Source organism: Paraburkholderia youngii, from assembly GCF_013366925.1.
GTDB classification, from domain to species: Bacteria; Pseudomonadota; Gammaproteobacteria; order Burkholderiales; family Burkholderiaceae; genus Paraburkholderia; species Paraburkholderia youngii.
Map to the genome: position 1 here is coordinate 268,929 of NZ_JAALDK010000002.1, position 13,902 is coordinate 282,830.

The 13,902-nt window shown below is 61.9% G+C and carries 15 protein-coding genes; 7 read left to right on the forward strand and 8 right to left on the reverse strand.

The genetic code is table 11. The features are described 5' to 3' along the window. Positions 1-4: 4 nt before the first annotated feature. Both G5S42_RS32485 and G5S42_RS32490 read right to left on the reverse strand, forming a co-directional pair. Positions 5-520: a DUF2867 domain-containing protein gene (locus G5S42_RS32485; RefSeq protein WP_176110895.1), complete on the reverse strand. Its 516-nt coding sequence runs from the start codon at positions 518-520 to the stop codon at positions 5-7. Between the two features lie 195 nt (positions 521-715). Further along, complete coding sequence (locus tag G5S42_RS32490) at positions 716-1,291, reverse strand: TetR/AcrR family transcriptional regulator (protein WP_176110896.1); 576 nt, start codon at positions 1,289-1,291, stop codon at positions 716-718. Positions 1,292-1,437: 146 nt separating this feature from the next. On the opposite strand from G5S42_RS32490, the gene G5S42_RS32495 reads away from it, so the two are divergent. Together G5S42_RS32495 and G5S42_RS32500 are read left to right on the forward strand one after the other, a co-directional pair. Then, positions 1,438-2,121, forward strand: a complete 684-nt coding sequence (locus G5S42_RS32495) for a glutathione S-transferase (RefSeq protein ID WP_176110897.1) — start codon at positions 1,438-1,440, stop codon at positions 2,119-2,121. 192 nt (positions 2,122-2,313) lie between these two features. Beyond that, positions 2,314-3,125, forward strand: a protein-coding gene (locus G5S42_RS32500) for an IS5 family transposase (protein WP_176105867.1) whose coding sequence is annotated in 2 segments (ribosomal slippage) — positions 2,314-2,662 and positions 2,662-3,125 — 813 coding nt in all. Because the reading frame shifts where the segments join, the coding sequence is not laid out codon by codon here. A gap of 61 nt (positions 3,126-3,186) precedes the next feature. On the opposite strand, the gene G5S42_RS32505 is transcribed toward G5S42_RS32500, so the two are convergent. Both G5S42_RS32505 and G5S42_RS32510 read right to left on the reverse strand, forming a co-directional pair. Beyond that, positions 3,187-3,567 carry an aldo/keto reductase gene (locus G5S42_RS32505; protein WP_312883661.1) on the reverse strand — a complete coding sequence of 127 codons (381 nt, stop codon included), beginning with the start codon at positions 3,565-3,567 and terminating at the stop codon, positions 3,187-3,189. A 153-nt stretch (positions 3,568-3,720) separates the two neighbouring features. Further along, complete coding sequence (locus G5S42_RS32510; RefSeq protein WP_176110898.1) at positions 3,721-4,401, reverse strand: GntR family transcriptional regulator; 681 nt, start codon at positions 4,399-4,401, stop codon at positions 3,721-3,723. Between the two features lie 125 nt (positions 4,402-4,526). On the opposite strand from G5S42_RS32510, the gene G5S42_RS32515 reads away from it, so the two are divergent. The 5 genes from G5S42_RS32515 to G5S42_RS32535 all read left to right on the forward strand — a co-directional run bounded on the left by G5S42_RS32515 (position 4,527) and on the right by G5S42_RS32535 (position 9,641). Beyond that, complete coding sequence (locus G5S42_RS32515; protein ID WP_176110899.1) at positions 4,527-5,675, forward strand: mandelate racemase/muconate lactonizing enzyme family protein; 1,149 nt, start codon at positions 4,527-4,529, stop codon at positions 5,673-5,675. A gap of 35 nt (positions 5,676-5,710) precedes the next feature. Then, positions 5,711-6,970 (forward strand): ABC transporter substrate-binding protein, encoded by a 1,260-nt coding sequence (locus G5S42_RS32520; RefSeq protein WP_176110900.1) that lies wholly within the window; start codon positions 5,711-5,713, stop codon positions 6,968-6,970. Positions 6,971-7,046: 76 nt separating this feature from the next. After that, on the forward strand, positions 7,047-7,988 hold the full coding sequence (locus G5S42_RS32525; RefSeq protein ID WP_246392233.1) for a carbohydrate ABC transporter permease: 942 nt from the start codon (positions 7,047-7,049) through the stop codon (positions 7,986-7,988). A 10-nt stretch (positions 7,989-7,998) separates the two neighbouring features. Then, positions 7,999-8,832 (forward strand): carbohydrate ABC transporter permease, encoded by an 834-nt coding sequence (locus G5S42_RS32530; RefSeq protein WP_176110901.1) that lies wholly within the window; start codon positions 7,999-8,001, stop codon positions 8,830-8,832. A gap of 8 nt (positions 8,833-8,840) precedes the next feature. Beyond that, positions 8,841-9,641, forward strand: coding sequence for a site-specific integrase (locus G5S42_RS32535; RefSeq protein ID WP_176110902.1), 801 nt, complete (start codon positions 8,841-8,843; stop codon positions 9,639-9,641). Positions 9,642-9,886: 245 nt separating this feature from the next. Here the strand turns inward: G5S42_RS32535 and hutC are convergent, their stop codons facing one another. The 4 genes from hutC to G5S42_RS32555 all read right to left on the reverse strand — a co-directional run bounded on the left by hutC (position 9,887) and on the right by G5S42_RS32555 (position 13,892). After that, positions 9,887-10,633, reverse strand: coding sequence for a histidine utilization transcriptional repressor HutC (gene hutC, locus G5S42_RS32540; protein ID WP_176110903.1), 747 nt, complete (start codon positions 10,631-10,633; stop codon positions 9,887-9,889). A 65-nt stretch (positions 10,634-10,698) separates the two neighbouring features. Beyond that, positions 10,699-12,309 carry an HAL/PAL/TAL family ammonia-lyase gene (locus tag G5S42_RS32545; RefSeq protein WP_176110904.1) on the reverse strand — a complete coding sequence of 537 codons (1,611 nt, stop codon included), beginning with the start codon at positions 12,307-12,309 and terminating at the stop codon, positions 10,699-10,701. A 19-nt stretch (positions 12,310-12,328) separates the two neighbouring features. Next, positions 12,329-13,120: an ABC transporter ATP-binding protein gene (locus G5S42_RS32550; RefSeq protein ID WP_176110905.1), complete on the reverse strand. Its 792-nt coding sequence runs from the start codon at positions 13,118-13,120 to the stop codon at positions 12,329-12,331. A gap of 25 nt (positions 13,121-13,145) precedes the next feature. Next, positions 13,146-13,892 (reverse strand): ABC transporter permease, encoded by a 747-nt coding sequence (locus G5S42_RS32555; RefSeq protein WP_176110906.1) that lies wholly within the window; start codon positions 13,890-13,892, stop codon positions 13,146-13,148. Positions 13,893-13,902 lie beyond the last annotated feature (10 nt).

Consider the following 13,902-nt stretch of genomic DNA (forward strand, 5'->3'; position numbering starts at 1 on the left):
GGCGTTATGCATTGGGCCATCCTAGCCGCTGCGCCCGATCAAGCGAGGCTCGTACGACAACCCGATGAAAAGGTGCGATGAGCGCAATATAGGCTCGCCCTAGCGGACGATTGTAGAAGACGAGCGTCGTCAGTACGAGGCGGTGTCGACCGTGAGATGACGGCTGCACGAGGACCGACACGCGGAAATCCAGATGCGTGTCATCCTCGCCGATGACGATCTCGTCGTCATATCGTTCGAATACGTGAAACAGGCTGATCCTGTCGCCTCCTTTCTGCTTGAGGTCAACGGCTGTCTTCAAGCCGAACGGCCGCACGAGAATGTCCCGGAATCTCAGCAGCATCCCAATCCATGCGGGCTGCCTGGCAAAGACGTGTCGTGCGAGAGTCTCCGCGTCGTGGCAGGCACTTTCTGGCAGGTCCACCGAGAACGCGTCCCCGAAATCAGCGAGGCGGTACGACGATCTCAGCTGCGAGGCCGGCGGTAAATCGGACTGTTCGATCTTCGGATAGCAGTACATGCGCGATCTCCAGTGCGAGGCGGCTGGGCCGAAACATTAGAGCAGCGAGATGCCGCCATCGACCACCGACTCCGCCCCCAGCAAATACGCGAAACGTCAGTCGCCAGAAATAGCCGCCGCTGTGGCGATATCGCTCGCTTCGCCCATCCGGGCACCTCGAAGGTCCGGAGGCGTTATGCTGACTTTTTTCTACTGCTATGCCGGCAAAAGACCAGCAATACGATAGCTTTCAATTAACCCGTCATAGACAGCGATATCCGCGCGACTTCTGGCGATGAGTTGAGCGCCAGCGACGGCTGCGAAGATCGCGCGAGCACGCCCCTCGCACTCCTTGGCGCTGGTCATGGCCGTGGCGGATAGCACCTTGCTCAGCCATGCAACATTCACGTCAGCAAAGGTTTGGACCTCTTTCGTCACCGCCTCCGGCAAGTCATCGGATTCGGCAGCCATGAAGCTGCAGAGGCATATGCGATTACCACGCTCCAGTGCCTCACGAAATGTATCCGGATAGCGGCGCAGGCAGTCGATCGGATTCGCGGATTCGGCCCAAAGTGCGTCCAGCGTGGCTGCCGAGTCCTCCCAATAACGCCTTGCCACCGCTGCTCCGAGATCGGACTTGCTCGCGAAGTGATGGTAGATGCTCGCGGCCTTGATGCCGACAGCCTCAGCAAGATCACGAAAATTCAGGCCGCTGTAGCCGTGCGCCTGCGCAATCTTTGTAGCAGCCACCAGGATTCGCTCCCTGGAACTCAAGCCCGAATCGTTCTTCACTACGACCGCCTCCGCAAGCTGGGATGACTGTTGACACAGCGAATTATACCTTCTATGGTAAACCTAACAAGCGTTAGGTAGGTTGATGGAGATACTTCGCCATATCCTCCGATCCCGAGCACCAGCCACCACCTGGAGAGGTAAGCATGACATCAAGCATCATTCATCGCGATGTAACCGAACTCCCCGTCATGACGATTTACGATTTTCCCGAGGGACCTTACCCGACACGCGTGCGTATCGCCTTGGCCGAAAAGAATCTGCAATCGCGCGTCGAGTTCGTGATGGTCGATCTTTACAAGGGAGAGCATAAAAGGCCCGAGTTCATCTCAGGGAAAAACTACTCGGGTACGCTACCGGTCCTCGAACTCAATGACGGAACCTGCATCGCCGAATGCACCGCCATTACCGAATACCTCGATACGCTCGATGGCGCACCCACGCTGACCGGCAAAACACCGCTCGACAAGGGCGTGATCCACATGATGAGCAAGCGCGCCGAGCTCGAATTGCTCGACGCCATCAGTGTCTATTTCCACCACGCCACGCCTGGTCTCGGGCCCGAAGTCGAGCTATATCAGAACCCCGAATGGGGGTTTCGTCAGCGCGACAAAGCACTCAGAGGCATGCACTACTTCAATGACGTCCTGAGAAGGCAGCCGTTTGTCGCCGGCGATACGTTCTCGATGGCCGACATCACCGTCATTGGCGGCCTGGTCTTTGCGTCGATCGTGAAGCTGCCGGTGCCCGCAGAGTGCGAAGCCCTTCTCGCCTGGTACGCGAGAATGCGCGAACGCCCGAGCGTCGGGAGCCAGCCGGCATTTGCCTGAAATCGCAGATGTTGTCAGCCTTCATTGATGAGCGACCGATCTTTGGTTGCAAAACTGGCGCGACCCGGTATTCGCGACTTTCGTGCCAGGGATCGCAGGGCTGCCTTAGAAACCTTAACAAAATGAACAAAGGGGCTGTTTACTCTCGATGAATCCTGTTAACCTTTTCATTGTTTCGACGACGAAAAGGACATGGCTAAACCCATACTCGACGACGAACTTTGGGCACTCATTGAACCGTTACTGCCCCCTCCCAAACCAAGGCGAAGCCGTTATCCTGGGCGCAGGCCGCTCGATGATCGTGCGCTGCTCACTGGCATCCTATTCATCCTTCAGACAGGCCTGCGCTGGGACCTGCTGCCACGCGAGATGGGCTGCGGCAGCGGCATGAGTTGCTGGCGCCGTCTGCGGGACTGGCAGGCTGCTGGCGTCTGGGACCGACTGCATGAAGTCCTGCTCGCCAGGCTGCGCGCGGCTGACCAGATTGACTGGTCGCGTGTCGTCGTCGATTCCTCCTCGATCCGCGCCGTGGGCGCAGGTCAAAAACGGGACCGAATCCCACGGACCGCGCGCGACCCGGTTCAAAGCACCACCTCATCACCGAAGCGCAGGGCATCCCGCTCGCGGTAATTCTCACGGGCGCCAACCGTAACGATGTTACCCAGCTTCACCCACTGGTTGACGCCATCCCACCCATTGCTGGCAAGCGTGGCCGGCCGCTTTCGAAGCCCCGCATTGTTCAAGGCGATCGGGGCTACGATCACGACAAATACCGCCGTCCGCTACACGCAGCCGGCATCGCGACTGAAATCGCCCGACGCGGCGAGCCCCACGGCAGCGGACTGGGCAAAACACGCTGGGTGGTCGAGCGCACCATTTCGTGGCTTCATAACTTTCGACGACTGCGCATCCGCTTCGAACGTCTTGCATTCATCCATGAAGCCTTCATGAAAATTGCCTGCTGCATCATCTGCTGGCGAAAGCTGAAGAACTCATTTTGTTAACGCCTCTTAGAGGCGGCGAGCAGCGAGATTTCCGACGACTGGGCACAGCGGAGGTTCAGCCTTACATTGCTTGCTCCCACCAGTCGCGGGTGTTCACGTTAGCGGCGTCGGCGAGAGCTTCCAGTTCCGCGATGTCGTCGTTGGTGAGTGTGATGCTGCCGGCTCGGACGAGACTCTCGATATAGTGGGGCTTGGTGACGCCGATGATCGGCGTCGTGCCCTTGGCGATGGCCCACGCTGCCGCGACATCGGGAGCTGCTGCACCCTGCTTCTGGCCGATTGAGGCGAGTTTGTCCGTCAGCGCCTTCAGGTGAGACAGGATGTCGTTGTAACTTTCCGCCCGGTTGCTGCCTTCCGGCAGCGGGTTTTCCGGGACCGCAGCGAGGCGAGATGGCCGCGCGGCACGTTTGCGTTGCAGGCGTACTCGCAGCCCCGCAAGCACTGGTATCAGTGGTTCATGTCACTCGTCTTGAACCAGAGCGCCTGCGCAATGGCAAATGCCGGATGGCGGCGGCTCATCGGCACACGCGTATTTGCGTGTAGCCCTGGGATGCGTCTCAGATACGAGTCGTTGTCGAGCGCGTGCGCTTCTCGCTCAATACATCCCGAGATTGCGCTGCAACGCCGCCGCAAAGTGCGCCGTGACGGCGGCTTCGGCGGCATCCGGATCACGCACCCTGCAAGCCTCGAGAATCGCGAGGTGTTCCCTGAGCGTGCGCAGTACGAGCGGCGCAGTGAGCTTGCGTTCGAGGCGCAACAGTTTCAGGTAATTGTGCATGCGCCGGTAACTGTTCTCGACGAGCGGATTGCCGAGCGACGTGATGACCGCATGATGCAGCGAGGTTTCGAGCGCTTCGACTTCGGTGAGGTGCTGCGCATTGAGACCTTGCTTCTCGATCGCGGTCACCAGCGCGAGATGTCGCTTTTCGAGTGAACGAATCGACTCTTCATCCGCGGTCTCGGCGAACACGCGGATCGCCGCGCGCTCGATGATGCTGCGGAACTGATACGTCGCCCGAGTCAGTTCGAGCCCCGGCTTGATGAACTGAATGCCCGAGCGCGGGTGAATTGTCAGTACCCCTTCCGCTTCGAGCACACGCAATGCGTCACGCAGCGGCGCTACGGGTATACCCAGAAGCTGGACGAGTTCCTTCTGCGAAACGAATGCACCGGCAGGCAGTTTGCGCTCGAACAACCCCTCGAGAATCCGCTCGTACGCAATGTCGCTGAGCCGCGCGCCGCCGCTTGCAGTCTCGGTGGCCGGCGAACTTTCCACGGCTGTTTCACCGGATGCCGTCTCGGCGAGGGCATCTTTTCTCGTTCTACCCACTTGAGATCTCCGATCGTAACGACTAGCATGATATATCACCAACGCCATCTGATCTATCAGCGCACCCAATCATGCGTATCGTTGACTTCCGTATTACGCGTTTCCAGTTTGCCCGAGATCGGGTGATCGGCGATAGCCAGGTCCGGGCCGACGATGCTCACGTCGTGGCGCTCGAGCTGATCGGTGAGAACGGGCTCACCGGCCTGGGCTTTGCGCAGTCATTGTTCGTGCCGTTGCCGCCCGAAGTGGAAATCGAGCGCATTTTCCGCTCTGAAGTCTGGTCCACGCTGGAAGGAGAGCGGCCGCTCGCACTGGTGCACCGTATAGCGCGTCCGCGCGGCGGCAACCACCGCGCGTGGACGTTGCCTTTCCATGAAGCAATCCAGGTCGCGCTATGGGACCTGGCCGCGAAGCAGGTGGGCATGCCGCTTTGGCAGATGCTCGGTGCACAGCGCGACCGGATCAAGGCGTACGCAAGCGGGCTCGACTTTCATCTGGGCGACACCGACTTCGCCGAACTTTTTGGACGTGCCGACGCACTCGGCTATACCGCGTTCAAGATCAAGGTCGGGCACCCGGACTTCGAGCGCGACCTTCATCGCCTCGACTTGCTTAAGAAGCTCGTGCGGGCCGACGCGCAGTTCATGATCGATGCAAACGAAGCGTGGTCGCCCAAGGAAGCCGTCGTGAAACTCGAACGCATCCGCGACGCCGGTCACGCCTTGCTCTGGGTCGAGGATCCGACGTTGCGCAACGATTTCGAAGGCCTGCGGCACATCCGGCACAACGCCACGTGGACCGCGCTGAATACGGGTGAGTATCTCGATGCGAGTGGCAAGCGTGCATTGATGGAGGCCGGCGCGGTCGATATCCTCAACGTGCACGGGCAGGTGACGGATGTCATGCGCGTGGGCTGGCTCGCGGCCGACCTCGGTGTGCCGGTCAGCATGGGCAATACCTTCCTCGAAGTGGGCGTGCACTGCGCATGCGCGCTGCCCGACGTCGAGTGGCTTGAATATTCATTCCAGAACTTCGACGCGCTGGTCGAAGAGCCGATCGCCATTGTCGACGGCATTGCGATGGCACCCGATCGTCCCGGACACGGGCTCGAACTCAGCGAATATGCGCGCCGCGAACTACGGCGGCCCGATGTGCTTGACCGCAGCGAGCTTGGCGCGCCGCCGGTCTCGAAACCAGCGGTCGTACAGACGGCCGGCTAGGCATGGATCTCACATAAAAACCATTGGAGATAGCTGTGCGAAGCCCATTCATCTCACGCATCGCGGTGTGTCTTGCCGGACTCGCATTTTTCGCCGCCGCCACGGCACAGACCCTGACGGTCTGGGACTGGAAGTCGAGCGATCCCGTTACGTCGACGTATTTCCAGAAGGTCAGGAAAGACTTTGAAGCCACGCATCCGGGCGTCACGGTGAAGTTCGTCGGCCAGCCGATCGAGCAGTACTACACGATCCTGGGCACCTCGCTGTCGGCTAACGCCGGGCCCGACGTGTTTCTGATGAACGGCGGCGCGCAGGCACGTGCACGGATGTCGGACCTCGTCGATCTCAACGGGCTCGACAAAGGCATGCTCGGGGTGAAGGAGTTTCAGGACGCAAGCGGCAAGACCTATGCATTGCCGCTGACGCTTCAGGGGTTTGTCGTGTATTACAACAAGGCCCTCTACACGCAGGTCGGACTCGATCCGAACAAGCCGCCGAAGAACTGGGGCGATCTCAAGCGCGTTTGCGCGGCCTTCAAGGCCAAGGGCGGCAAGATCCCGTGCCTTGCGCTCGGCAACAAGGAAGGCTACGGTGCTGAATTCTTCTTCTCCTCGCTGGCCGCGACGTCGATGACACCCGACGAACAGGCGCGATTCGCGGCGGGCAAGCTCAAGTGGTCGAGCCCGCAGGTCAAGGGGATTCTCCGGGCGTGGGTCGATACGCAAAGGGATGGCTGGTATCCGAAGGGCGCGAATTCCACGACGAAGTTCATGGATGAATACGAGCAATTCATGCGCGGCGATGCGGGCAACACGATCGGCCTCATTTCCGATGTCGCGCACTGGAAGCAGTTCGAGAGTTTCCTCACGCCCGAAAAGCTCGGTGTCTACAAGATGCCGTCGCCAACCGTTGCAGCCGGCAATCCGCCCGACGATCCCCGTATGCCCGTGTCCGGCGGTATCGGCTACGGCGTGAACAAGGCGTCGAAGAATGTCGCGCTGGCCAAGCAACTCGTGCAAGAGCTGGCGAGCCCGGCGGCCCTCCAGGTCTTCGCCAACGATGCGGGCGCGCTGCCGGCGAACAGCAGTGTCGACCTCGCTTCGTTCAAGGGCCCGACCGTCAAGATCGTTCTCGGATGGCTCAAGGACTCCGCCGTGACGACGACGCTGCTCGGCGCATCGGCGGTCGAGATGGAAGAGTGGCACCGTCAGAGCCAGCTGCTGCTTAATGGCGATACGACGGTCGACAAGGCCGCTGCGCGTATGGATGAAGTCCAGGCGTCGGCAAAGCGGTGATGTGTAAAGCGAGGCGAACCAGGCCAGCCCCTGGGGACTGGTGGCACTCGAAAGCACGTTGAAATACGACCCAGACATGTCGAAATCTTCTGCATCTGTGACGAGCGGCGCGGCACCCGCATCCAGGGCGTCGCCTGCCGTGGCCAGGCCGGGCGGTGACCGTTCGGAGCAGCGCATGGCGTTCGTGCTGTTGCTTCCCGCTTTGCTGCTCGTCATCGTCTTCCGCATCTTTCCGCTCGGATGGGGCGCAGTGCTGTCGTTCCTCGGCGTGACGCCGTCGGGTGCGGTCGGCTTTGTCGGTGCGTCGAACTACGTTGCGCTCGCGCACGATCCGTCATTCCGCGATTCGATGGTCAACACACTGATCCTGCTGGCCACTCTGCCAATCTGGGTCATGCTGCCGATGGTGCTGGCGATCCTGATTCATCAGGGGGTGCCGGGCGGCAAGGTGTTTCGTGCGGTCTATTTCTTCCCGGCCGTGTTGTCGAGCGTGATCATCGGCTCGATCTTCAATGTGGTCCTGCGATACGACGGCAACCTCAATCCGATGCTCGGTACGCTTGGCATCGATGCGGTCGACTGGCTCGGCAACGGTTCGACCGCACTCATGAGCCTGATCGGCGTGCAGATGTGGTCGACTTTCGGCATGGGCGTGCTGATCTTCATGGCGGGCCTGTCGACGGTACCCGACGAAATGATCGAAGCCGCTCGGCTTGACGGCGCCAATTTCTGGCAGACGTGGATCTACATCATCATCCCGACGCTGCGGCCGATCATCGAATTCGTGGCCGTCGTCACGACGGTCGGCGTGCTGACGTCGATGTTCGGACTCATCTACGTGCTGACCGATGGGGGTCCCGGCACATCGACGACCTTGCCGGAATTCCTGATCTGGATCGAGCAGGGCAAGATGAATCGCCCATCGTATGCGGCGGCGATCTCCGTCGTGCTATTTGCGCTGATGGGCGGCATTGCATGGCTGCAGATCCGGATCATGACCCGTAACGCGAACCTCTGAGGCTCATGGCATGGCGATCACCGTAAAGCAGGACCGGCGAGTGCTCTGGACGCTGTCCGTTCCGATGGCCGTGCTCGCCGTGTCGTGCGTCTATCCGCTGGCGTTTGCGCTCAACAACGCGTTCAAGTCGACGCGTGACTATATCCTTGACCGTTTCGGCATCGCGGCTCATCCGACGTTCGAGAACTTCATTCAAGCTTGCGTGCAGGCCAATCTTGGCGAGTACTACATCAACTCGATACTCGTGACGGTGGGCGCGGTCGCGTGCTTGCTGGTCGTTTCATCGCTCGCGGGCTTTACGTTCGCATTTCTGCGGTTCCCGTATCGCAAGCTGATTTTCGTGGTCATCCTCGCGTCGCTGATGATTCCGGTGCAGGTGGTGCTCGTGCCGTTCTATCAGACGATTATTGCGTTGGGTCTGTTGAACACGCGCGTCGGCCTGATCATTTCCTATACCGCCTTCTTTCTTCCGTTTAGCGTGTATCTGATGACCGCGTTTTATTCGAGCGTGCCGCGTGACCTGCTCGAGGCCGCGCGGATCGATGGCGCGAGCATTCTGCAGGCATGGTGGTACGTGATGCTGCCGATGGGCAAGCCTGCGCTCGTCACGCTCGGCATTCTGAACACGCTGTATTGCTGGAACGACGTATTGATTTCGCTGCTCGTGCTCCAGGACAAGCGCACGTTAATGGTCGGTATCGCCGCATTGCGCGGCGAATATACGACGAACGTTCCGCTGTTGTGCGCGGGTCTTGTGCTGGCCGCGGCGCCGATCGTCGTGCTTTACGTCGTGTTCCAGCGGCGCATCGTGTCCGGCATCGCCGTGGGTGCGGTAAAGGGGTGATTCAGCTCATGTACCACCCGAACCATCGCGGTGTACCCCTCGAGGTCGGGGTGGATGGCTTCGGCCGCGGTCGGGACATCGAGTCGTTTTTCAACGATGTCGAGACCCGCTGTGCGCCAGGTACAACGACGCGTCTGCGGTACGCCAGGATGCTGGATCGCCTGTGCCGGCATCTTGTCGAGATTGAAGTTCGCAGCAGTAATCCGGCGACCGGAATTGTCGCGTTCCAGCGCTGGCCGGACGATGAGCCGCCTCCTCTCTATCTCGATCCGTCCGCCGACCATCGGTTGCAGGGGTGGGTCGCGCCGACCGGCACAGACGACGAACGCATATCGCGCAACCGGGCCATTGTGGCGCTGCTTCTCGGCGGCGGAATAACAGCTGCCGAACTACGGCGGACACAACGTCAACACGTTGTCGTTGATGGTGTGCGACCACATGTGTACGTTCCCAAGCACGGCCCTCGCGAGCCCCGGAAGGTGACGCTCCCTGAGTTCTCACTTGCAGCACTGATCGCCTGGAAGGAGGCGCATGCCCTCGAGGCGGATCATGCACTGCTTTTTACGGCGCCCGGAAATAGCACCTCAATCAACGATGTGTTGTTAGGGGCCGTTGTGAAAGATGCGCTCGCGGCGATCGGGTTTCTCGCGCCCGACATGAGTCCCCGCGTGCTTCGCAATACATTTGCCCGTCGACAGCTGCTGTCGGGCAGGACTAACGAAGATACGACCCGGATGCTGGGTCTCGTGAGCCATCGCACAGTCACGCGGTTGCGCGCGACGATCGTTGAAGCATGCGAGTGTCGCTGATCGACCCAAACCAGCCGGTCGCGCTATCAGCGGCTCAAGGGCAGGTAACGCGACTACTCCGGTCATCCAATGCGCCTTCCGGAGATACCTGGGTCCGTTCCATGAACGACATATTCATGGCGACTGCGTGGGAAACTGGAAGACGTGGCCGCGCGTCAGCTACTGCTTGAACCTGTTCTCTCACCGGCAGGGCTCACCTTTTCGAGGGTATATTCGCCGCGATGTGAGACAGGAGCCCACTCGCTTCATACATGCCCAGCCAAATGAAAGCGTGAGGCGGGATGCCATAGCCGAACCGCTGTCGCGACCGCCTCACCGACCCATGTGCGCCGCCACACCATGAGGCAAGGCTCACCAATGTCCATCTCCAGTTGCCGGCGGATCTGCGCGTCGGGCTTGTGCGCATAGATGCGGAATTCCGCGCGCTGGATCGGTGCCAGCCGCACCATGTAACGATTGGGCGTTTCCAATGAGAAATCCCGCTCCAGATAGTGCGGGAACACCTTTGGATTGACGTAGCGGTCTTCATACTGGATCGGCTCCCCCTCCTCCAGATGCACGATGGTGGAGTGGAACACCGGACCGCTGGCGAGATCGAGTTCGCTGATCGCCGTCTGCAGGTTGCTCGTCCCGAGCCCGATCACGCGCGCGGCGTGTCGATGGCCTCGCGAGGCAATCTCATCGGCGATATTGCGGATTTCAAGCACCGTGGACTCGTACTCGCGCGGCGCCACAAAGGTGCCCAAGCCCTGCACGCGCGTCAGGACGCGCTCGGTGGTCAATTCGCGCAAAGCGCGGGAGACCGTCATGCGAGCCACCCCGAATTCCTTGACGAGCATGGTCTCCGAAGGAATCGCGTCCCCCGGCTTCCACGTGCCGTTCGCGATGCGCTCTATCACGTAGCGCTTGATCTGCTCATATGCGGGCGCAAGCTTGCGCTGCGTCCGTCCTGTTTCTTCCACTGCCTGCACGGTAGAGTTCATGCGCGTCATTTTCCCAACATGATCTATTTCCTGCTGGCGCTGTGCAACACCTCGCTCGAGTCCACTCGAGTGCCTCAACTGCCCACTGCGCCAGGCATGGCGTCGTTGGCGGGCTGCGCGGTACTGCGCGCCGCGGGCTCCATCGCCGCGGCCGTCCACAGGACAGGCGCCGACCTCGCGGGCAACGGGTCGGGCACCGGCGGCGGATCGCGATCGGCGATCATGCGGAAGGCCAGCGTCATATCGTCGGCAAGCGGGCGGTCATCGCGATAGGTCGGCACAATGGCGCGAATCTGTGCGTGAAGCCCCTCGGTGTATGGCGCGCGCTCGGCCTTGACCGGCTGCAGGTCGTACGCCTGCACCGCCGCGAGCAGCTCGATGCCGAGGATGCGGCTGCTGTTTTCAAGCACCGCGAGCGCCTTGAGCGCAGCCGGCGTCGCGTGGCAGAGATGATCCTCCTGCAGCCCCGAGGTCACGCCACCATCGAGGCTTGCGGGCGCGGCCTCGCGCCGGTTCTGGGCAACCAGCGAGGCTGCCGTGTACTGCGCAATCATGAAGCCCGAGCGCGTGCCGCTTGCTTGCGCCAGGAAGGCGGGCAAGCCGCTCACCAGTGGATTCACGAGCCGGTCGAGACGGCGTTCGGCCATCGCGGCGACCTGAGCCAGCGCGGCGGCGAGACTGTCCATGGCGAGCGCGATCGAAGCGCCCACTGCATGCGCCTGCGAATACACCTGAGGCTCTTGCGGTGTACCCGCGACGATCGGATTGTCGGTCGTCGAGGCCAGCTCGCGATTCACCACTTCCGCCGTGGCGGCCAGTACGTCGCGCGCCGCGCCGTGAACGTGCGGAATCGTGCGCATGCTGAGCGGATCCTGCGTGCGACGTCCGATCGACGCCCCCAACAAGCCGCTACCGGCAAGCGCCGCCCGCATGCGGGCGCCCACCTGGGCAAGCCCGGGCGATACGCGAAACGCCAGCGATCCCGCGTCGAAGGCCGCCATCTGTCCGCCAAGATTTTCGAAGCTCATCGCGGACACCACGTCGGCCCAGTCTAGCAGCCGCTGCGCGCGCCGGAGTGCAAGTGCCGCGAGGCCGGTCACGCAGGGCGTGCCGTTCACGAGGCTCAAACCCTCTTTCGCTTCGAGCGACAGTGGTTCGAGCCCGAGCCGCCGCAGCGCCTCGGCGCCGCTCATACGTTCGCCGCGCCACTTCACGTGCCCCGCACCCACGCAGACCAGCCCGATGTGCGCCATGTGGCTCAGGTAGCCGACGGAGCCAAAGGTGGGCACCTCGGGCAGGCAGTCCACTTCGAGCAGCGCGAGCAGACGCTCGACGACTTCAATACGCACACCCGAGTGTCCATGCGCGTAGTTGTTGATGGCGGCCGCCATGATCGCGCGCGTCTCCTCGGCGCCGAGCGGCGCACCAACGCCCACCGCGTGGCTCATCAGGATGTTGTGCGACAAATCGTGCTGCTCGGCTGGCGATACGACCACATCGCACAGCGCGCCCACGCCCGTATTCACGCCATACGCGCGAATGCCGCGCGCAACGATCTGATCGATGAGTTCGCGAGCGGCACGGATCCGTGCACGCGCGTGCGCGGAAAGCTCGAGCGTGGCGCCCGCCGCGACTGCGCAAACGTCGCGCCAATCGAGAGGCTGCTCGGAACGGGTAACTGACATAACGCGGCCTGCCGGTGGATTATTGGGTGTTGCGGTCTTCATGGCTCGACACGAATTGGCGGAAACGCTGCGATTTCAGATCGCCGAAGACCTCCTCGGGCGTGCCGTCCGAGTCCACCTGGCCCTGATGCAGAAACATCACGCGATTGGACACGTGTCTGGCGAATCCCATTTCGTGTGTCACCACGAGCATCGTGCGACCTTCGTCGGCCAGCGCGCGCATCACGCGCAGCACTTCGCCGACCAGTTCCGGGTCGAGCGCCGAGGTCGGCTCGTCGAACAGCATTACCTTCGGACGCATGGCGAGCGCCCGTGCGATTGCCACGCGCTGCTGCTGGCCGCCCGAGAGGTGCGCCGGGTAGTGGCCGCGCTTGTCCGCGAGCCCCACCTTGGCGAGCAGCGCCTCGGCCTCCTCGACGGCCTCCGCGCGGCTGCGCTTTTGCACCCGCATCGGACCTTCGATCAGGTTCTCGATCACGGTCATGTGAGACCACAGGTTAAAGTTCTGGAACACCATACCGAGCTGCGAACGCACGCGGTCCACCTGGCGGCGGTCGTCCGGTTGCAGCTTGCCGTCGCGGCGGCGCTTCATTTTGAGCTCCTCGCCGCCGAGCGCAACCGAGCCATCGTCCGGAATCTCGAGCAGGTTCAGGCAGCGCAGGAAGGTGCTCTTGCCCGAGCCGCTCGCGCCCAGAATGGAAATCACGTCGCCTTCGTGGGCGTCGAGCGAAATGCCCTTGAGGACATGATGGTCACCGAAGGACTTGTGGATGTTTCTCACGGAAAGGGCGACCGGTGCAGCTGCATTCATAAGTTTCTCCGGATGGGGCGGCCGCTCACGAGGCTGCGCGATGGGTTTCGAGTTTCGCTGCGGGGCGGCGGACGACCGACGGCGCGGGGCGCAGATGGTGCGAGAGGCGGCGTTCGAGGAGTCCGAGGATCCGCACGACGAGGAAATTGAGGAACAGGTAGATCAGCGCGGCGCAGGTGAAGACCTCGGTCGTGCGATAGGTCTGCTGGATGATCTGCTGCGCGACGCCGGTCACTTCCCACACGGTGACGAGGCTCGCCAGCGCCGTCGACTTCACGAGCAATACGGCCTCGGTCGAATAGGCGGGCAGGCACTGGCGCAGCGCGATCGGCCCGATCACCCGGCGCAGCAGCGCGAAGCCCGACAGACCGATCGCACAGCCCGCCTCGATCTGCCCCACCGGCACGGCCATCAGCCCGCCGCGGATGATTTCGGCGGTGTAGCCCGCCGTGCACAGTGCCAGTGACAGCACGGCGCAGATGTACGGCTCGCGCAGCACCGGCCACAGGAAACTCTCGCGGATCACACCGAACTGGCCGAGCCCGTAGTACACGAGAAACATCTGGATCAGCAGCGGCGAGCCGCGAAACACCAGAATGTAGGCACGCGCGAAACGGTTGGGCAACCAGTGCGGCGACACGCGCATCGTCACGATCACGAGCGAGAGCAGGCCGCCCAGCACCAGCGACGCGAAGAACAGGCCCAGCGTGATCGGGACAGCCGCGATCAACTGGCGCATCGTGTCGAGAAGGAAGTCGAAATCGATATGCATGATGGGGGCG